This is a genomic window from Halodesulfovibrio spirochaetisodalis (genome assembly GCF_001672295.1).
GTDB classification, from domain to species: Bacteria; Desulfobacterota; Desulfovibrionia; order Desulfovibrionales; family Desulfovibrionaceae; genus Halodesulfovibrio; species Halodesulfovibrio spirochaetisodalis.
This window is the reverse complement of record NZ_JXMS01000017.1, coordinates 53,291-72,931: the sequence shown is the minus strand read 5'-3', so window position 1 is coordinate 72,931 and position 19,641 is coordinate 53,291. Positions and strand designations below refer to the sequence as shown.

The following is a 19,641-nucleotide window of genomic DNA, read 5'->3' as shown; positions in this document are numbered from 1 at the left end:
AAACTTACTAAGTATATTTGTGTTTGTTCAGCTCATGAAATGATCAAAGCTACAAACTTTTATATCACAACTGGATATTGGTGCGGTGCAACTTATGTGGTTTGAGGTGATCGTCTTACTGACAATTTTTTACAATTTTTGTTTGTGTACTCAATCGTATATGCTATGTGTGTTGTTGGCGCTGTGGAAAAGAGAATAAAAAATGCTTGCTGCCTCTTTTCCCTTTTATTGCGGATTGAATATTCAATCCGCAATTTTATTTGATGTTTTCTTCAATTAAATTGGAATTTTTTTTTGCCAATTATGATAAAAAAGTAGGGTAAAATGGTATGCAACCATCAGAAATCATAGGTTTTTGTTTTATAAATAATAAAAACAAAAGGTTGCAATAAAAGCCTTGTGAAAAAAAGAACTTTTGTATATCAATAAAACCAACTGATTAACGAGTCAGGCCTGTGCGCCAACACAGGTAAACAAATAACTTAATAGAGAGTGAACAGTATGATGCAGCAAGCAACACTGATGAAATCATCTGTTTGGTCCCAAACTAGAACACAACGTAGCGTGCTCATTGGGGTCGGTAACGACCACACCAAACAATACGGCATTCGGTTTGTGCGTGATTTTTTCTGTCAGGATGATCTGACAAACTTTACACTTTTTCACCTGCAACACGCAAAAAAACTTCAGTTACTCGGCACGAATGAACGGTCTTCAAGCGCCAAAGAGACCGTTGCTGAAGAGTTTTTAGCACGTACAGGTGAGCAGCTCTCGTGCTTGGTCACTGCTCAGGCAAGCCTGAAGCAGGTAGGCATTTCAAGCAACCGCCTGGCACTTGTTTCCAAGGTTCAGACCCATTCTAAGGCGTGGGATTTGATGGAAGAAGCTGCAAACGGTGACCATGAAGCACTTGTCCTTGGTAAACGAGGCAAGTCTTGGTTTGAGAGCATGATAAACGGCTCCGCCGATATTACAAAAGAGGTTATTGAGCGATCCTGTGCAAGACCGGTTTGGCTTGCCCCTTCATCAATCCATGGCCGCAGGAATGTGCTGTTGTGTGTGGACGGCTCACGTTCCTCCAGAAACATCACTGAACATGTAGCAAAGATGCTTGCAGGTAACCCACTGCACACCATCACTGTGCTGCATGTGGCTCCAGGTAAAAAATACACTACCGCTTCTCCGAGTGTTGCTTTTCTGAATAAGCAGTTCCGCAATCAGCGCAAGGCGCAGTGTTTCATTTCAAAAACCAGCCACCGTGTTGTAGCAGAAGCAGTTGAACTGCTGGTTGCAAACGGTGTGAGGGAAGAAGCCATCGAAACCCGTTTGGCCCATTCCAACGACCCCGCTTCCGTAATTATGGAAACCTCTGATCAGGGTAACTTTGCTGTAGTGGCAATGGGGCGTTCCGGTACTGGAAACAGCTTTATGCGTCACATGCTTATGGGCTCTTCTGTAGCTCATGTATGGAAAAAGCTTAATAACGCTTGTTTGTGGTTATCGTGCTAGGAATCGGCAAGTGGTATCACAATACCTCTAGGTAACTCCTCAGTCTTAGACTCCTCCCGCCGTAAGGAAGACCCATTTTCTTACGGCGGGGCTCCAGAACTGCGAACAGTATTTTGGAGCGTCATTTGACGACAATCACGTACCTTGTTGCGTCATACAAAAAAGCCGAACTCTTACATACTCTTAGTATGCTATAAGTTCGGCTTCTTTGTATTCAGAATACTGGCCAGAGCATTGTGCTGTGGCAGTAAATCTTCAGGGCTGGCGTTTATATATGCTGCTACGCGAAGAGCGTGTGGAGCGCGCCAAGGCAGCCCATTGCGTATATTCCTGCAAGGACATCATCAATCATAACTCCCCATCCTCCGGTGAGCCATTTTTCTGAATCCTTAACAGGGTACGGCTTTGTGATGTCAAAGAGGCGGAAGAGGGCAAAGGCCAGCAGCATCCACCAAAAGGAGAGCGATGCAAATGGTAGAATCGTAATCCATTGTCCTACTAGTTCATCCAGAACAATTTCACCCGGATCTTTGCTTCCCAATATTTTTTCAGCACGAGTAATCTGGATGCTGCCCCAGCAAAAGAGGGCTGCTATGACAAGTACGCGCAGCCATATTGGAAGGGGCATAAAGAAAACAGGTGCCAGTATGATCGCAACGGCAGACCCTACTGTGCCCGGAGCATATGGTGAAAGTCCTGACGGCCCGAGTCGGGAGGCATGAACAGCAATTTTGTCTTGCAATGAAATTTCAGTAGTCATGAAACAGCCTTTGAATAGTACCTGTTATAGTTGGATTAAACAGATGGAGTGACGATTTCTGCACTCTGCAATTTTTCTAATAATTCGGTAACCGGTAGTCCTACCACGTTGGACCATGAACCACAGATTGACTCCACAAGAAATGAGCCGATGCCTTGAATTGCATATGCACCAGCTTTGTCAGCTGGTTCTCCTGTGCGGATATAGGCCGTTAGAGCCTCTTTTGAGTACTTCTTCATGGTGACAGCCGTTTCAACGGCATATGCGTCTGTCGTTCCGTCTGGGTAAATAATGGCAGTGGCGGTGATAACTTTGTGCGTGCTTCCGGAAAGTCTGTTCAGCATATCGAGAGCATGTGCATCATTGTCCGGTTTGCCCATGATTTCGTTACCAAGCACTACAATAGTGTCTGCGCCGATAAAGCAAGCAGTTTCGCGGTTGTCTGATGCATTACGGACTGACTGTGTTTTGGCAAGGGCACAGCGACATGCGAAATCTTCCGGTACTTCACCGGTAACAGGAAGGGGCTCCTCGCCTGAAATTGTTTCGATTGTAAATACGATACCGAGTTCAGAAAGAAATTGTCTGCGGCGTGGCGAGCCGGAGGCCAGAACAATCGGTGTTAACGTAGAGTAAACAGAATTTGACATATGTGAATGGTTACTTTGGTTATACTGTGCATGAAATTTGATGTACTGTGCTGTACCTGCACAGCATTTGTCAATAAATTGAATCAGGAAGCGCTGTACCGCGGTCGCTGTTTTGTAAAGGTGTATGTCTGCGTAGCTGCACGATAGGGCGTGGTGATAATAGAATATTTTTTTTGCATTATTTTTACGGATAAGCAGAATCTAATGCAAAGAACTCTAAAGTTTATTGCTGGAAGGTCGATAGCGGTTATTAAGAGAATAGCGTCATGACGGTACAATCATTTTATGTGCAAAACATGCTTCGAAAATACAAGAAGCAAATTACTTCTGCCCAGGTTATTGCCAGGGCTAATGGTTCGGTGCGTTTTTTGCATTCTGATGGGTACTATGATGAGGATGACCAATTCTCTGACATGGAGCAGCGTCTTTCAGAAGAAAGACGACAGGCTCTTGTTGAACGTGTAGCCAGAGAAGTTTATGAGAATTTGCTTTTTTCCGGCAGCACTAATGCAATTGTAGAAGAAATTAAGGCACAGCTTGAAGCGGAATTAGGGTATGCCGTTATTTTTAGAAACCCTTTTCCAAATCTTTCGTTACAAATCTATAAAGTAACTGATTTTCGACCGATAAAGCTTTCAAGCGATGAAAAAGAAGATATAATGAACAGGCTCTGGGCAATCTCTTTAGACAAAGTCAATGCGACCATGTTATAAGGTGCCGTTGACCGGGAGGTAGGGAATGAAAGTTTATGATTATAACGCGAAGCTTGAGTTCGGTTCGTCTTTGAAAAAAGGCAATCGCGCAGAGCAGGCTGGACGTGAACAAGCTGGACGCGAGCAGGCTCCTGTAGATGCCGAATCCAAAGGTGATCGAGTGAGCTTTTCCGATGAAGGACGCTTGCGCACTGAAGCATATAAAGAAGCTATGAACGCACCGGAAGTACGCAAAGATAAAGTTGCTGCTATCAAAGCACAGATTGCTTCCGGCGAATACAAGATCGATTCCAACAAAATCGCAGAAGGTCTTCTTCGCGATGAGCTCGACTTGTTCATCTAGCCTTTTTTTAGCATGGCTTACAAGTGAAAAAGCTGTTCTCTACACGAGAACAGCTTTTTCTGTGTATTTTTTCCAGTATGTTTTGAGTAGCATGCACGTTAAAATCGAACGCGCTGGCGTAGCTCTTCTGTGGTGATTTTTTTGAAGTCTTCTGACTTTAGTTCAACCTGCCTGCTGACAACCTGTTTTTCAATTTCTTTCAATACCGCTTTTACAACCCTTCCTGCCATTGAATCCCCGACGGTAAATCCAAGCTCTGCTCCGGTATCCTGAACATACCGCTGTGTAATGATACGTTTTGCATCTGCAAGCACTGCGATGCGTAATGCCTTGCTGTCTTTTTCAAAGTTGCTTGGTTCGGAGATTCGCTTGTTAAGCCCTATCTTCATGGTCTGCATGCGGCTCCACGCAGCTTTATGTTCTAGTGATTCCCGAAGGGCACGCTCTGCCAGACGAACAATCTGGTTACGAGAAAAAACACCCTTGTGTTTGGTGTGCTCAACATCCTTCAAAAGGCGGGCAGTGACATAATCAATTCGAGACTGGTTAAGTCTGTCCGGCTCTTCGTGCAGTTCATGTATCAAAAAGAGCAGGTTGTCCCTGTTACTGACAAAATCCACTACGCGTTGATGGTTTTTTATGGCGTCGCTCAACTCGGCTGTATGATGGTCTTCAGGGTCATAAAATGCTGCTTCGTGTTCAGGCATGGGAGCGCGGCGTTGCAGGTCTTCCATTTGACGATCGCGCATGAATTTAACGTGTCTTGTGGCAAGAATCATCGAATGAATATCATGACAGGTTAACGGTGCCTCCTGGCCTCTGCGTTTGCGGGAGATGATACCGTAATGCGCTTTAATGTCATTCATGCCGTGTATGGATGAGTTTGCGCTGGCAAGCGCTTCTTTGGCATTATCCATACCGTATTCTTTTACAAGTCCTTCCCATAACGCCCAGGCAGCATTGCGGTTTCCTGCAACGGCTTCACGTTTTGCATTTATGCATGATTTGGCTCCAATGCCGAGCGGCTCCAGCATGCATACGATGTGTTCTTTCCATGCTTTTCCGGCTTTGAGTGTTCCGTCTTTTGTCAGGCAGACAGCATCATGGCTCTTTCCGGCTTGTTCAAATCCCTCAAGCGTTGAGGGTGTAACTTTTTTGCTTATTACCCGCATGGTTCTTCCCCTAAGTTTCTCATGTAATCAACAACGCCAGCATCCAGAATACACTAAGAGGAAAAAAGGGTTCACCCGCTTATACGGATTAAGTGGATTGGCTCTATGACATTGTTGATGCACTGTGTGCAAGATTGAGAGAAGAGCATGAGTTCTCATCATGTTCAGGAATGTATATATTTATTCAATTAACGTGGTGATATATTGGAAACAACTGTCGCGCCAACGCAGTGTTTGCTGTACTGTTGAGTATTCCCGTTTGTTGTATGGAATTGCTCAGGAGTTTAGTATGTTAGGCAGGTGTGTCGTTACGTTGGTTTGTATGGTTTTGTATGCTGGCATTGCATGGTGCGCTGTTCCCGTGCAGCTTGATTCAGAAAAATATCCTGCTGTCGGGACAGGATGCCTTGCAGGGAACTGTCATATTGATCACGAGCCTGTTCGTTCCCACGATTCAGAAATGGCAAAGCAGATTTATTTACTTGGGGAAGATCAAGGAGATCCCAACGGCTGTGTTGTTTGTCATGGAGGAGATCCCGCAGCCATGTGGGAGAATCGTGTACATGAAGGTGCACCGCCGGAGAGTCTTCTGACAGAGTTTACAGCGACGCCTGCAGCAGCTCCAGTTGTAGAAAGAACATGCGGTCAATGCCATGCAAAGCGGGTGTATTCATTGCAGCGCTCAGGAATGGCAACTGGTGCAGGGCATATGTCGGCCATATTACAGGGATGGGGAATAAAGCCGGAGTCTCCGGTTGGCGTCTATACAGTGACAGATGTGGACGGGATTCTTCCACCGACAGGTACTCCTGAGTACCAGCTCTATATGCGTACTCTTCAGAAACAGCAGCAAGCCGTTTTTACTGAGCGTATAACAGCCCTGCCGTTATATCATGATTGGAAGAGAATTGAAGCGACCCCCCAGCTTGCTGCGTACAGATATACCCGCTCAGAATGTGCTGGATGTCATGTCTGGAATGTTAATAGTGGTGGTAAAGGGTCTGGCTGTGCGGCGTGCCATGTGCGGTATACTGAAGATGGTATTCAGCGCTCACACACGTTGCAGGGGACAGCCAGAAGCACACTTGTTGTTGAGGGAAAAACTGTTTCGGGAATAGCCATTGATAATTGCGCAAAATGCCATGCAAAAGGAAAACATATTGCCCTGTCTTATTCAGGCAAAATGCGTATTTCAGGGACTCAGAAATTAAGAGCAATGCGCGATGATGTGCATCATAATGGTATGAACCGGTTTGGTAATCCTTCAGGCGGGTTGCTTTGTCAGGATTGCCATTCCACGAGAGCAATGCATGGAACTGGAAACATTTCGGTATCCGGTAGGGTAAATGTGGAAATCGAGTGTGCTGACTGCCATGGAACAACAGAGAAGTTTCCGTGGGAATTGCCGACAGGCTGGCAGGACGAGTTTGCAGTACCCGTTGTCAGTGGAGAAAAGCGCGGGACAACCTCCTTGCTCCCCGCCAGTCAGAAAGAAGGGTATGTCTACAGACCGGAAGATGGCTATCTACTTTCCACTCGTGGAAATCCCTTCGGTAATGTTGTCCGGCGTGGTAACGCCGTCGTGGTTCATTCTGCAACAGGAATCAGCTATGCTGTGCCGTTGCTGAAAACTATGGCACAACGCCAAACGTGGAAAAATCCGCACAGGGCCGTGTCTGCCATGGTTCAAAATCCTAAGCATATGGCATCGCTTGAATGCTACAGTTGCCATAGCGGGTGGGTGCCTCAGGAGTATGGCAACCATATTCTGGGTACTTTTTCATCAGTCGACAAACTGGTCGCGACCCGCAAAACAGAGTTTGTGCAGTGGCGCAACCCCGTTCTCGGCGTGAACGGAGAAGGCAGAGTCAGTCCATTGACCCCGCTGATGCAGCAGGATGTAACGCTGCTTGCCCCTGACGAAGCAGTCATTTTGCGCAGACATATTTTCCCCTCCTATCGTGTGCAAGGCAATCCGCAGACAATCTATAATGTTCTTCACAAAACTATCGAAGACCTTTGGGTCAATCGTGTGGATACTGATAGAGAAGAGACTGCTCTTTCCGTATACAGTTCTGCCGGTTCCTATGCAGAGCAGACTGCTCCGCTGGAGAACCTGCTGGCAGCGTCATTTGTTGTGGCTCCGCTGGCACCGCATACTGTTACTCGGAATGCAAGAACCTGCGAGTCGTGTCATGCAAGTTCAAAGGCTCTGGGCTACGGAGATGATGCGGGCTATGGAATAGCGCATGCACCGCTGAGAAGCTCGTGGTTGCAGGCTGCGTTATCTCGCGGCGGGGCTACAGAGATTCTGGCGCAGGGTAAGTCAAAGCAAATGCAATCCCGTCGAGGCAGTAATTTTTCTGCTGCAAAAGTGCCATATGTTCAGCTTCTGACGAGGACGGGAAGACAGCTGCAACAGGTGGGGTTTCACTGGAGACTAAGCGCGCCGTTGTCAGAACAACAGCGGAAAAGAATGGAGCAACAGAATCCGTTTGTCAGCATCAGGAACGGAACTAACGTTACGGAGGGTTCGGTTATGGTTATCGGAAAATATGAGATTGATGCAATTGCCGCTTCAGCAGCCATTTTGGCAATCATTTTCTTTGTGATTGTTGCCGCATTTGTGCATACACGCCGCTGCAAACGTAAAAACGACCCTAAGTGCTAGCGGGTTGCCACAAACAGATCATAACGAGGCGGTTGATACTATTTCCCGAGGGTATCAATGGCCTCTTTTATTGCGGTAATTGCAGAAGGAGTATCTGCTAAGATTTCAGGATGCTGTGGAATGAGTAAACGAAGCAGCTCTTCAGCGCTGGTTGCGTTATTATTTGGGGCAGTTTCGTGAGCAAGAGTTTTCAGCTCTGTAAGGATTTCTTGCGGGATTTGATCATCGGATGCAGACATAACGTGTTTTCTACCTATGGTTCGTGATTGCAGTATGTTGGGAGAAGTTTTGCAGAAATGTATCTGATTGGCAACAAGTTGGTGTCGAAACGTAAGGTAGACTTTTTTTTAGGACACGAAAAAGAGTTTGCCCTATATAAGACACGTTGCTTGTTTTTATAGCATTCTCACTGCTGACCATACCGAAAATTTTAGCTCCTTATGAACAACAGCTATTGGCAGCTGTTGCAGCCTTCCAGACAAGGCAAAGTGAAATTTTTTGGTCACGGCGTCTGATGCCCCCATGTATCAAGCGTGATATGGTTTTTGCACGGAATGCTAAAACAACGAGGTACGCCTTGCGACCTCTCGCACGGTAATGACTGTGTTTGGTGAACAGATCAGCACTGTGTATGTTTTAGGAGTTCTGCTTTTGCAGGACAGACTGTCCGGAGTAAGCCGCTTCAGTGCCGGAAGCGGGTACGGAAAGATAGTTTTTGGCTAAGATCCCCTCTGTTGGCGCTAAGGGGATCTTTTCTTTTGCGGTATGCCACGCAACATACGCGTTTCTAGCCCGAACAGCATATCGCAAAAAAGAAGTCCGCCCCTGTCTGAGGAACGACAAGGGCGGACTCATTTTTGTCTATGCAAAAATTAGCAGCCGGAGCGGATCTTCTCGATAAGAGACGTTGTGGAGAATCCCTGTAACAGGGGGAGGCTCAACACTTTTCCGCCGTCACCTTCCACAATATCTTTTCCTACAATGGAATCGATACCCCAGTCACCGCCTTTGATGAGTACATTCGGACGTACTGCGTCAATAAGCTCAAACGGTGTAGATTCATTGAATTCAACCACGTAATCAACGCTTGCAAGGTGAGCCAGTACATATGCTCTTACGGCAAATGTATTAACCGGTCTGTCGTCCCCTTTGCCTAAAGAGCGTACAGAATCGTCGCTGTTAAGGCCAAGGATAAGGATGTCACCCTCTGCCTTACAACGGGCAAGGATATCGACATGTCCGGGATGCAGGATGTCGTAACAGCCGTTGGTGAAGACAATGCATTTGTCGCGCTTATCTGCCAATGCTTCCAGCAGGTCGTCCCACTGGTCTGCGCGAAAAACAGCCGGATGGGCTGGAATACCGTTGTTCTTAGTCATTGTTATGCGGTGTGTGAAAGGGTTGTGCTGTTGCCGAAAAGGATGAGTTCCATCCATTCCATAGCAAAGAGAAGGCGTTCCTTCTCGTCAGTCATAATTTTTTCCCGACGCTCCTGTGGTACGTTGACTCTGTCCATAAGATCCATGTCTTCCATGAACCCTTTAAAATGGTCGAGCTGGTAGAAGGCGAGCAGAGCCATCTGTACACGTTTTTGCGTCAGTTCAAGGTCTGTATCAATAAAGCGGGAAATAATGCTCATGTAGCGGTCTGCAAAGTAGTTGTACTCTTCAAGACCTTGATCTTTGAGCCATTCCTGTGCTGTCCACGCATTGGCCTCTTCAAATCCCTTACAGTGGTCTTCCTGAACAACTACAAACTGTTCAATGACAGAACCGTCTTCGGCCAGATGTGTTGCACGTCCCAGCGGGTATGTGCGGCATGCTGCAGAACGGTGTTCGTAAACAGTGCAGCCTTCTTTACTTAAGAAAGGGCATTCCTGTTCGATGGAATCTGTCATTTTAAGGAACAGTACCGGAAAACCGGAGTTAGGGTACTGTTCAATTACGGTGTGTTCTTTGATAAAAGTAGTGCTGTCCATGCCCAGTCCCTGACGTAAGCGCAATACGTCATACGGGGAAAGCGGCATATTCAAGTCACGGCAGCATGCATTAAAACAGGATACGCCGGGATGACACGCAAATTTGAAGGTGTCGCCGTCTGCCAACTGCGGCAACGATTCAAGATATTCCAAGGTATCCTGAACTGCGGAATCATCCTCAGGACCTGCATCATGTGGATCTACAAACATATAACTTCCTGAAAGTAAAAAGGCGGGCTTACGCCCGCCCTATGGTCACTAAAAATCAAAGTTAATAGCACTGCGAACCATTTCCATGGTTTCGCAAGCCATTTTTCTTGCGCGCTCGTTTCCGTGTTCCAATACTTCCTGTACGAACTTAGGATTCGCTTCGATTTCTCTGCGACGTTCGTGGATAGGAGCAAGGAATGTTTCCATGGATTCGAGAAGTGCTTTTTTACAGTCAACACAACCAAGCTCAGCAGAGGTACAGCCCTTGCGGAGTTCAGCCTGCTTTTCTTCTGAAGTCATGAGCACATGGTACGGGAAAAGGTTACAGATGTCCGGATCGCCCGGATCTTTACGACGCAGGCGGTTTTTATCTGTAAGCATGCCGCGAACCTTCGGCTGGACGTCTTCCATGCTTTCGCTGAGGAAGATGCCGTTGTTGTAGCTTTTTGACATCTTACGACCATCAAGGCCGGGAAGTTTTGCTTCCGGTGTCAGCTTACCTTCAGGCTCAGGGAAGAGACTACAGTCGTACATGTGGTTGAAGCGGCGTGCAATTTCGCGTGTAAGCTCAATGTGCGGCAGCTGATCCTGACCTACCGGCACGTAGTCCGGACGGTACATAAGAATGTCGGTTGCCATAAGTACAGGGTAGCCGAGGAAACCGTAGTTTCCGAGATCCTTGTTGCTGATCTGGTCGCGCTGTTCTTTGTAGGTAGGGCAACGTTCAAGCCAGCCAAGAGGAGTGATCATGGAGAGCAGCAGGTGCAGCTCTGCATGTTCTTTCACTGCGGACTGCTGGAAAATAGTACATTTTTCAGGATCAAGACCGGAGGCAAGCCAATCTTTAACCATTTCCGGAACGTGGGTTTTTATGCCGCTTGTATCTGCGTAGTCACTGGTCAACGCGTGCCAGTCTGCTACAAAGAAGTAGCAATCCATGTCGTGTTGCATTGCTACCCAGTTCTTAAGTACGCCGAAATAGTGGCCAAGATGCAGGGCGCCAGTAGGACGCATACCGGAAACGGTACGTTTACGAGTCATTTCTTTCCTCCGGATATAGTGTCAGGCTTTAGATAAATGAGATCAATTGTTGAATCAGCTCGGCAGAACTATGAATGAGCGGGCTGATGATTGTTCCCAGAAAGCCTGTTGCCAACAATAACATTACTATAAGAAATCCATAGCGGGAAATCGCCTGGAATTTATATGCAAGACGCGGCGGGAGTAATCCTGCCAGAATATTGCTGCCGTCCAGCGGTGGAAGCGGCATAAGGTTGAACCAGCCAAGCGCAAGGTTAATCCACACGCCAGCCAGACACATTTTGTATAAAAAGTCGTATACGGATGCATACAGGGAACCGGCTACAGGAGGATTCTGTGCTACAAGCGCAAAGAGTACTCCAAAGATAACTGCGAGAATAAAGTTGGTAACTGGCCCTGCTGCAGATACGAGTATCATACCCTTTCTCGGGTTCTTGAACCAGCGCGTATCAACCGGCACAGGCTTTGCCCAGCCAATAACAAACGGGCTGGTAAGTGCGGTCAGCACAAACATGGCTGTGCCCATAGGGTCAATGTGCGGAACAGGGTTAAGCGTCAGACGACCTTGAGACTTTGCTGTAGGGTCACCCAGTTTATACGCTACCCAGCCGTGCGCTACCTCATGGCAGACCATGCCTAATAACATAGGCACAAACGCTACGGCGATCTTTGTTACACTTGCTGCAATATCGGTACTAAACATAACTTTTGCGGCTACCACGAACCCCCTTGTGAGGCAAGTAAATTCGCGGTCTCCAGAGTGGTGGCGTCTTATAAACTAGCTGTTTTCCAAAAGTGGTGCGAGCCGTAAATCTGTCTGCAGATGGTCAAGAAGCTTCCTGTGACCTGCAGGAAGGGTGACTTCATCAAGTTCGTCCATCGTCACCCATCGGTACGCTGTGGCAGCATGTAGAACGGGTTCTGGCGAATGTTCCTGTGCAAGTGTCAGGAAATAACAATGCATGGTGACACGGTAGGTTGTGTAGCCATGTTTAACGATAGTGATTTTGTCATGAATGCGAACCGGAAACTCAGTTTCTTCCATGAATTCACGAATCACGGCTTCTTCTGGAGTTTCATCCTTTTCAACAGATCCGCCGGGTAATTCCCAGAATCCTGCCCAGACGCCCGTTTCAGGACGTTTCTGGATATACACCTTGCCATTGTGCACAAGAAAACCTGTGGCCACTGTGATGTTTTTAATCTCTTTTTTGGCAACTGGTACCGGACGCTCGTGCGGGATGCCAAGATGGTAGGCCTCGCAGAATAGATTTAATGGACACAGGTGGCATTTTGGCTTTTTGCTGCAAAGCAATGCCCCGAATTCCATGAGAGCCTGATTGAATTCGCGTGCATGTCCTGCAGGGAGCATAGCCGTGACCGTCTTGCGAATAAATTCCATATTATGTTTTTGCTTAACCGGCGTATCAATATCAAACAGCCTTGCAAATACACGCTCAACATTCGCATCCACACAGATAACATCCTGATTGAAGGCAATAGAGGCAATCGCTCCGGCAGTATAGTCGCCGATTCCCGGAAGGGCGCGTATTGCAGCGTAGTCTTCTGGAAAGATGCCGCCGTGTTCTGTTGCAATGACTTTTGCTGCCTTATGGAGATTACGGACTCGGGAGTAATAGCCAAGACCTTCCCAAAGTTTGAGTAAGAAGTCTTCATGGGCATTTGCAACGGATGATACGTCCGGCAACTCCTGCATCCAGCGGGTAAAATAGGCCACTCCGCGCTCCATCTGGGTTTGCTGAAGCATTATTTCAGAAACCCAAACGTGGTATGGAGTATAGTGTTCACGCCACGGCAGGGGGCGCTTGTTTGCTTCAAACCATATGAGAAGAAGGTTTGAAACTGTCTGATATTGGTCTGGTGTAATCATGTGGTTTGAATCCGATGGTGTGTTTTGGGAAGATATGGCTATGTGGTAGCTGGTGCGCAGCATAGAGTAAAGAGTATATATGGCGGGAAAACAGGTGCTAGAGGTTTAAGTTATTTTATATTTTAGATATAGTGCAGTCGAACAATATGAGCACAATGCAACAACATTGTGTGGAATCCGTGTTTGGGGGGCCGAGTATGATGATTCCAAAAGTATGTCCGAATTGCGGGGGGAAAAAGGGGCTTCTCTACGCAGATGCAATTTATTTCTTTGTTGTCTGTGGTCGATGCGGAATGTCCGGAGCGCGTGCGCTGTCACAGCGTGGGGCAGTATCCTTATGGAATGAGCGGGGAAGTACCGCTTTTACCTATGAGGCTGTGCAGGAGAATGCGCAGCTTGTGCGCATTATGAAGTGTGATGCTCAGCGTACCAGTAAACGATATCCCACTAATCTGCCTGTGGTGTTAACCCTTTTTCGACCAACAGGTAAAAAGGTTACGGGGGTTATGCGTAATGTGTCTCCTCACGGTGCTTTTTTGCAATTCAAAGGCGGCATCGCAAACGCGATGCTACGTTCGATGGAAGACCTGCTGGGGGAACGCATGTTTCTGTATTTCAAGAGACCTGTTGTGAAGTCAGCAGATGACAACGGTGAAACTAAGCAAACTCAGGAAACTCCACCTATTCAGCAACTGGAATTTATTCCGAAACATTTTGTGCAGAGCAGTGAAGTTGTGGGTGTCGGGGGGAACTTTAAAAGTCCTGATGCTGAACAGCTTTCCTCTATTCAAACATTGCTGGATTTTGCCCGTAATAGGTAGGAAGCGTACCGAATACTAGAAATGCTCAGTGCGCGAGAATATCCCGTGGGGGGATTTGATTTCACGGCTACACCGAGCTGTGATTCAACAAAAAACTCAAATTCGTTCAAGCAGTGATGCTTTTAGCGGATTTGAGTTTTTTTGTTTCCTGTTCCTGAAGGCGGTTGCCACAGAACAGGCCAACCTTGCTGCGTCGGATACTTAGAGTGATGGTTCCGTTTTTTCTGAAGCCCAATAAGGTTGCTGCAGATCTTCAAAGGCAGACATTGCGGCTACAGCACCATCGCTTACAGCAGTGACAATCTGCCGGATACCACCGTTCACATCGCCTGCTGCGTATATTCGTGGAATGTTGGTTCGCATTCTTGCGTCCACATGGATAGTTTTATCTGAATTCAAGGCAACACCGATTTGCTCTGCAAGCTGGGAATTCGGATCCATCCCAATGGCGATAAAGACACCTTCGCATGGATGATCTGTTGTTTTTCCGGTTTCGGTGTTTGTCAGTATTACTCCAAGAAGTTCTTTATCGGTTCCGTAAATTTTGCTGATGACTGTATTGAAAATGACGGGGATTGCTTCCCGCGCAATGGCATCCTGTAATGTCTGTTGTGCCCGAAGTGCGTCCCGTCTGTGAATGATAGTCACATCAATTCCCAGATTTTTAAGGTGCAAGGCGTCGGTAAGAGCTGTGTTGCCTCCGCCTACCATGACCACATGTTTTCCACGGAACATATATCCGTCGCATGCTGCACAATGGGTGACTCCGGTTCCGAAGTACTTTGTTTCACCTTCAACACCGAGAGATCGCCATTCTGTTCCTGTGGCAAAAATGAGAGCCTTGGCAGAATACCTCCGCTCAGCTGTTTGTACTTCAATGACATCTTTGATGCTGACAGAGTGTATCAACTGGTTTTCGCGTATGTTTGAATACTCCCGTGTATGTGCTGTAAGAATTTCCACAAGGGCAGTCCCGCCCACACTGCGGAACCCGGGATAGTTCTCCACCACGGGAGTTGTCATAACCTGTCCGCCGATAACAGATGTATCAAGTACAACAGAATTCAGTCCGGAACGTTTTGCATAGATAGCGGCTGTGAGCCCTGCGGGGCCTGCTCCTAGGATAATAAGGTCGTATACCTTTCCTTCTTCTTCGGGCTCCTCTGCCCATTCCTGTTCCCGTAAGACTTCTTCAGCATCGCGCAGCATGAGCAATTCGAGACAGAACCGCTCTTGAGGCATCAGGCCGATTCTATGGTAAGATTCACTGAAGGAGGTATGCGGTACAGAGCCTACCCCGTACTGTTTTGTAAGAGCCGGAAACTCGTCAGAATCTATGCAGTCTGCTCGTATGAGCTTTGGTTTTTCAATTGCCGCCTGCACTGCGTTCATAAATTGAGCAGGGCAATACGGGCAGCCGGGAGAAGAAAACATGCGTATGTGTCGAGGTTCCTGCAGCTCGGAGAGAATGGTTTTGGATGTTTCAGAAAGAGAGCTGACACCAAGGGATATGTGGAGGATTGTCTCAATAAAGGCTTTTCCTTCTTCACCTAAGGGAGCTCCTGTAAAGCGGATGTCGTATTCATCTGGATTAAACAAAAGTGTGGGGGAAAGTGTGACCTCATGCTTTTTTGAGAAGTTGTCGTTCACGGAGTGATGAGTCACAGATATTTTCGAAGAAAGGCGCGAGATATCAAATGCAAACTGTTTGGTTACTGTATTGAACATATTCTCTTCATCAGAGTCAGTTACCACATGCAGTTCTATATTTTTCTTTAATTGTTTGAAGAGCTCAGTAAGGTTTGCACGGGCTTCTTCAGGCAGTAGCCAGCGTTCCTCAGCGGTATCTGATGCTTTATTTGAGCTTGTGGATGAAGCAGAAGATTTTTTGGACTTACTCAGCGGTGCCATGTGCCCTCCACGGACAATCATTCCATACGCAGTACTTGGGAAAGGCTAAGAATACCACGCTTACAAAGTTCTGCAATACGGGGATAACTGAAAAAATAGACGAAGATTGGGGCAAAGTGCGGTATGTTTCGGATTGATGAAAACTTTGCGGCCAAATAGTGACAGGTTGCATAACGCTTTATGCAGGAGAACTGCATGCAGGATAAACCGATTTTAGTTACCGGTGCGACAGGATATATAGGCGGAAGGCTTGTGCCTCTTCTTTTGTCGCAAGGTAAAAAAGTTCGTGTACTTGTGCGTTCAAGACGCAAGCTGGATAGCAGACCGTGGGCTACACATGAAAATCTGGAAGTCATTGAGGGAGATATGGTTTCCGGAAAAGGCACAATGGATGCCGCCCGTGGCTGTGGTGTTGCGTATTATCTTATCCATTCCATGAATCCTTCGCATAAGGATTTTCGTGATGCAGACCGTAAGGCTGCGTATAATATGGTGCAGGCTTGCCGGATTAATCGTGTAAAACGAATTATCTATCTTTCCGGCCTTGTCCCTGACGATCCTAATTTGAGCAAGCATCTGGCCTCACGGGCAGAAGTTGCCAAGATTCTGTCCCTTTCAGATGTGCCTGTTACCGTGCTGCGCGCAGCGCAGATAATCGGCGCAGGAAGTGCCTCGTTTGAATTGTTGCGGTATCTTGTTGACCGTTTGCCGATGATGGTGACACCTCGCTGGGTGAATAGTAAATGTCAGCCCATCGCCGTTTCCAATGTACTTACATATCTTACCGGTGTGCTGGATCACCCTGAAACAGCTAACAAGACGTATGACATCGGCGGGCCGGATATCGTTTCCTACAAAGAGCTGTTTGAGATTTACAGAAAAGAAGCAAGGTTGCGTAAACGAATAATATTCCCTGTACCCGTTCTTACACCACGCCTTAGCTCCTTGTGGATAAATCTGGTTACGCCGGTACCGACGAGCCTTGCAAGGCCGCTTGTTGAAGGGTTGCGCAATAATGTTGTCTGCTCAGAAAATAGTATTCAGGAAATTATCCCGCAGGAATTACTGACAGTAAGAGAGTCAGTCCACTTAGCGCTGGAACGGGTTCGGCAGCATACCGTGGACACTAGCTGGACAGATGCAGGTGAGCCGGAAGTGCCTGAATGGGTTACTTGCGGTGACAGCACCTTTGCAGGCGGTACAACCTTGTATTCTGCTCATGCCGTGCACATACGCGATAGTGTTGAGCAGGTGTGGGGTGTTGTAAAACGTGTGGGTGGCGATAACGGCTGGGACAAGGATGACTATCTGTGGCGCATCCGCGGTTTCATCGACAAGATTGTAGGTGGGCCGGGACTCAGGAGAGGAAGGCGTGACCCGCAGGAGCTGTTTATCGGCGATGCGCTGGATTTTTGGCGTGTATTAGATATTCAGGAAAACCGAAGACTATTGTTGCTTGCGGAAATGAAGCTCCCCGGTGAGGCATTGCTTGAATTTACAGTGCTTCCTGTAACAACTGGAGCTGAGCATGTTTCTGAACTACGCATGATTGCATACTTTCATCCAAAAGGATTGTGGGGGATGGCGTACTGGTATTCACTATATCCGGTGCATATGTTTATTTTTAGCGGGATGTTGAAGGCCATTGCGAGAGCAGCAAAAGGTAAGGTGGTGAAGGGGCCGTGGAGAATTCGGCATATTGCATTGCAGCGTTGCTCCCTTGATACTGTACAGAAATTGACAATGGAAGAAGCGATGAAACGTAACGGGAACAGGTGAGTAACCAAGGGATGAATAAGCTTGAATGTCAATTGACACGCACTGGCACCGCACCGTACCATGCAGCGCTAATGTAAGGAGTAAGCATGTCAAAAGAAGCACCTAACTTTGTTGTTCGCGGTATTTTTATCGGGGCTTCCATCGGTGTCCTGGGCTACCTGATCGGCTTTTTACCAAACCTTCCCAGAGCTATTGCGTTAGGGATGGTGCCCGGCTTTGTTGCAGGGATTACGCTTGCCAGAGCGCATAAGTCAAAACAGAAAAACGACACAGAGTAACGGAGTAGCGCAGTACAGGTTTGTTGTAGCCTGATGAGCTTGAGAGTTATTCAACACGAAATTTATAAAAAACGCCGCAGGCAGTATGCCTGCGGCGTTTTTATGTTTTAGGAAAGGCGCTATTTTACAGGAACAGGGACAAGGCTGCCTTTTTTAACAAGGAACCAGCCCATGCAGGCAAAACCGATGGCTACACCGGCAATGCAGGAGATGTGGTAATCCAGTCCGAGTCCTACTTTATTGTAGAGAATGTAGGTGGAACAAATCACAGTCATGAATGTTGCCGGAATACTTGCAATCCAATGCAGTTTGTTTTCACGGGCAAGGTATACGGCTGTTGTCCACAGAACCATCACTGCGAGAGACTGGTTCACAAGGCCGAAGTAGCGCCACAGGATACCGAAGTCCGTCTTGGTGATAATGAAGCCAAGAACAAATAACGGCACAGCAATGAACAGGCGCTGCGATGCTTTGACCTGAGAGAACTTTAGGTAGTCGGCAATGATCAGGCGGGCAGAGCGGAATGCAGTATCACCGGAAGTAATCGGCAGAGCAATAACACCAAGAACAGCAAGGAGTCCGCCGAAGTCACCCATGAGAGTAAGAGAAATCTGGTCGACAACAGCAGCAGGGCCACCGTTTGCCAGAGCACCTTGAAGCGCTTCTGGAGACTGGTAGAAGCTCATACCCAGAGTAACCCAGATAAGGCCGATAAGCCCTTCACCGATCATTGCACCGAAGAAAACAGGGCGTCCCATTGTCTCTTTAGGAAGACAGCGAGCCATCATAGGGGATTGGGTTGCGTGGAAACCGGAGATAGCACCACAGGCAATGGTGATGAAGATAAGTGGCCACAGCGGCAGGTCTTTTGGATGAGTGTTTACTGTAAAGTCCACGCCGTTGGGGAACAGAGTGTACCCTTTTACCATGAGCATGGTAACAAGGCCGAATGCCATGAACAGCAATGCAGCACCAAAGAACGGGTATATGCGTCCGATGATTTTATCCACAGGAAGGATAGTGGCTGCAAAGTAGTACACAAAGATAACACCGGACCAGACAAGGCTTGCGGTTGCAGCATCAAAACCAAAGTTGATTTTTTGTGCAAGAAGCTTTGCAGGGCCGAGAACGAAAACAACACCCACCAGAATGAGCAGAGTGAGTGCTACAACGTTCAGCACCTGCTTAGCAGTACCACCAAGGTTGATGCCTACCAGTTCCGGCAAGGATTTACCCTCGTTGCGGATAGACATCATACCGGAGAAGTAGTCATGCACTGCACCGCCGAAGATACAGCCGAGCACAACCCAGATGAGCGCAGTTGGGCCGTAGAGCGCCCCGAGGATAGGCCCGAAAATAGGGCCGAGACCGGCAATGTTCAGAATCTGGATAAGAAAAATTTTCTTGGGATTCATCTTCACAAAGTCAACGCCGTCTTCGAGGCGCATAACAGGTGTAGGGCGGGAGTCGTCAGCGCCGAAAACGCGTTCAACAAATTTACCATACACAAAGTAACCGGCGATCAGCATACCGGCAGCAATAAAGAAGTATACCATCGTGTTGTCCTTTTTAAGCAATTGTGTCGTAGCGGGGGCATAGTCCGCATGAAATTGCTTAGGCGATTAAAGTGAAAAAACTGAAACCTGAAAATAGAGCAACTAGTTGATGAAACAATCAATAGATGCGCTCTAAGGCTTTGTTAATATAGGTAAAACTCTTATAAAATAGAAGGACGAAAATACTCCGCTGCTGATGAGGGTTTACGGGCGTATGCCCCTCTTGGAGCAAGAAGGATGGTGGGGAGATGTCTTACTATGTTGAGTGGTTGAAGAAATTAGTTGTGTATACCAAACAGGTTTTAAGAAATATTTGTTTGCATGTACCTGTATGGCGAAAAGCGTCATGCAGCATGCA

The 19,641-nt window shown here is 47.3% G+C and carries 18 protein-coding genes; 7 read left to right on the top strand and 11 right to left on the bottom strand.

Annotation, left to right across the window (positions count from 1 at the left end; genetic code table 11):
* The first annotated feature begins 501 nt into the window (after nt 1-501).
* A complete protein-coding gene (locus SP90_RS10575) occupies nt 502-1,509 on the top strand; it encodes a universal stress protein (RefSeq protein WP_066855664.1) in 1,008 nt (335 codons plus the stop codon).
* A 280-nt stretch (nt 1,510-1,789) separates the two neighbouring features.
* Here the strand turns inward: SP90_RS10575 and SP90_RS10570 are convergent, their stop codons facing one another.
* Entirely contained in the window at nt 1,790-2,269 is a 480-nt protein-coding gene (locus tag SP90_RS10570) for a phosphatidylglycerophosphatase A family protein (RefSeq protein WP_066855661.1), read from the bottom strand.
* A 35-nt stretch (nt 2,270-2,304) separates the two neighbouring features.
* A complete protein-coding gene (locus SP90_RS10565) occupies nt 2,305-2,919 on the bottom strand; it encodes a Maf family protein (protein ID WP_066855658.1) in 615 nt (204 codons plus the stop codon).
* A 266-nt stretch (nt 2,920-3,185) separates the two neighbouring features.
* Between SP90_RS10565 and SP90_RS10560 the strand changes: the two genes are divergently transcribed.
* Complete coding sequence (locus SP90_RS10560) at nt 3,186-3,632, top strand: DVU0524 family FlgM-associated protein (RefSeq protein ID WP_066855655.1); 447 nt, start codon at nt 3,186-3,188, stop codon at nt 3,630-3,632.
* 25 nt (nt 3,633-3,657) lie between these two features.
* Nucleotides 3,658-3,975 carry a flagellar biosynthesis anti-sigma factor FlgM gene (flgM, locus tag SP90_RS10555; RefSeq protein WP_066855653.1) on the top strand — a complete coding sequence of 106 codons (318 nt, stop codon included), beginning with the start codon at nt 3,658-3,660 and terminating at the stop codon, nt 3,973-3,975.
* Between the two features lie 98 nt (nt 3,976-4,073).
* Here flgM and SP90_RS10550 read toward each other — a convergent pair whose 3' ends face one another.
* Nucleotides 4,074-5,147 (bottom strand): hypothetical protein, encoded by a 1,074-nt coding sequence (locus tag SP90_RS10550; RefSeq protein ID WP_066855650.1) that lies wholly within the window; start codon nt 5,145-5,147, stop codon nt 4,074-4,076.
* 289 nt (nt 5,148-5,436) lie between these two features.
* Here SP90_RS10550 and SP90_RS10545 point away from each other — a divergent pair, with 289 nt between their 5' ends.
* Nucleotides 5,437-7,818, top strand: a complete 2,382-nt coding sequence (locus SP90_RS10545; RefSeq protein WP_066855647.1) for a multiheme c-type cytochrome — start codon at nt 5,437-5,439, stop codon at nt 7,816-7,818.
* A 38-nt stretch (nt 7,819-7,856) separates the two neighbouring features.
* On the opposite strand, the gene SP90_RS10540 is transcribed toward SP90_RS10545, so the two are convergent.
* The 6 genes from SP90_RS10540 to mutY form a co-directional block, all read right to left on the bottom strand.
* Nucleotides 7,857-8,057: a hypothetical protein gene (locus SP90_RS10540; protein ID WP_066855644.1), complete on the bottom strand. Its 201-nt coding sequence runs from the start codon at nt 8,055-8,057 to the stop codon at nt 7,857-7,859.
* A gap of 633 nt (nt 8,058-8,690) precedes the next feature.
* A complete protein-coding gene (locus tag SP90_RS10535) occupies nt 8,691-9,197 on the bottom strand; it encodes an adenylyltransferase/cytidyltransferase family protein (protein ID WP_066855640.1) in 507 nt (168 codons plus the stop codon).
* Between the two features lie 2 nt (nt 9,198-9,199).
* Nucleotides 9,200-10,006 (bottom strand): YkgJ family cysteine cluster protein, encoded by an 807-nt coding sequence (locus SP90_RS10530; RefSeq protein ID WP_066855637.1) that lies wholly within the window; start codon nt 10,004-10,006, stop codon nt 9,200-9,202.
* A gap of 48 nt (nt 10,007-10,054) precedes the next feature.
* Nucleotides 10,055-11,047 (bottom strand): tryptophan--tRNA ligase, encoded by a 993-nt coding sequence (gene trpS / locus SP90_RS10525; protein ID WP_066855635.1) that lies wholly within the window; start codon nt 11,045-11,047, stop codon nt 10,055-10,057.
* A gap of 28 nt (nt 11,048-11,075) precedes the next feature.
* On the bottom strand, nt 11,076-11,750 hold the full coding sequence (locus SP90_RS10520; protein WP_066855677.1) for a site-2 protease family protein: 675 nt from the start codon (nt 11,748-11,750) through the stop codon (nt 11,076-11,078).
* A gap of 75 nt (nt 11,751-11,825) precedes the next feature.
* The gene (gene mutY / locus SP90_RS10515) at nt 11,826-12,938 is read right to left on the bottom strand and encodes an A/G-specific adenine glycosylase (RefSeq protein WP_066855632.1); all 1,113 of its coding nucleotides are present in this window, start codon (nt 12,936-12,938) and stop codon (nt 11,826-11,828) included.
* Between the two features lie 197 nt (nt 12,939-13,135).
* On the opposite strand from mutY, the gene SP90_RS10510 reads away from it, so the two are divergent.
* The gene (locus tag SP90_RS10510) at nt 13,136-13,759 is read left to right on the top strand and encodes a hypothetical protein (RefSeq protein ID WP_066855629.1); all 624 of its coding nucleotides are present in this window, start codon (nt 13,136-13,138) and stop codon (nt 13,757-13,759) included.
* A 201-nt stretch (nt 13,760-13,960) separates the two neighbouring features.
* Here the strand turns inward: SP90_RS10510 and SP90_RS10505 are convergent, their stop codons facing one another.
* Nucleotides 13,961-15,670, bottom strand: a complete 1,710-nt coding sequence (locus tag SP90_RS10505) for an FAD-dependent oxidoreductase (RefSeq protein WP_066855626.1) — start codon at nt 15,668-15,670, stop codon at nt 13,961-13,963.
* 195 nt (nt 15,671-15,865) lie between these two features.
* Here SP90_RS10505 and SP90_RS10500 point away from each other — a divergent pair, with 195 nt between their 5' ends.
* Together SP90_RS10500 and SP90_RS10495 are read left to right on the top strand one after the other, a co-directional pair.
* Nucleotides 15,866-17,449: an SDR family oxidoreductase gene (locus SP90_RS10500; RefSeq protein WP_066855622.1), complete on the top strand. Its 1,584-nt coding sequence runs from the start codon at nt 15,866-15,868 to the stop codon at nt 17,447-17,449.
* An 86-nt stretch (nt 17,450-17,535) separates the two neighbouring features.
* Nucleotides 17,536-17,727 carry a hypothetical protein gene (locus tag SP90_RS10495; protein WP_066855619.1) on the top strand — a complete coding sequence of 64 codons (192 nt, stop codon included), beginning with the start codon at nt 17,536-17,538 and terminating at the stop codon, nt 17,725-17,727.
* 119 nt (nt 17,728-17,846) lie between these two features.
* Here SP90_RS10495 and SP90_RS10490 read toward each other — a convergent pair whose 3' ends face one another.
* Entirely contained in the window at nt 17,847-19,283 is a 1,437-nt protein-coding gene (locus SP90_RS10490; protein ID WP_066855616.1) for a carbon starvation CstA family protein, read from the bottom strand.
* Nucleotides 19,284-19,641: the final 358 nt, after the last annotated feature.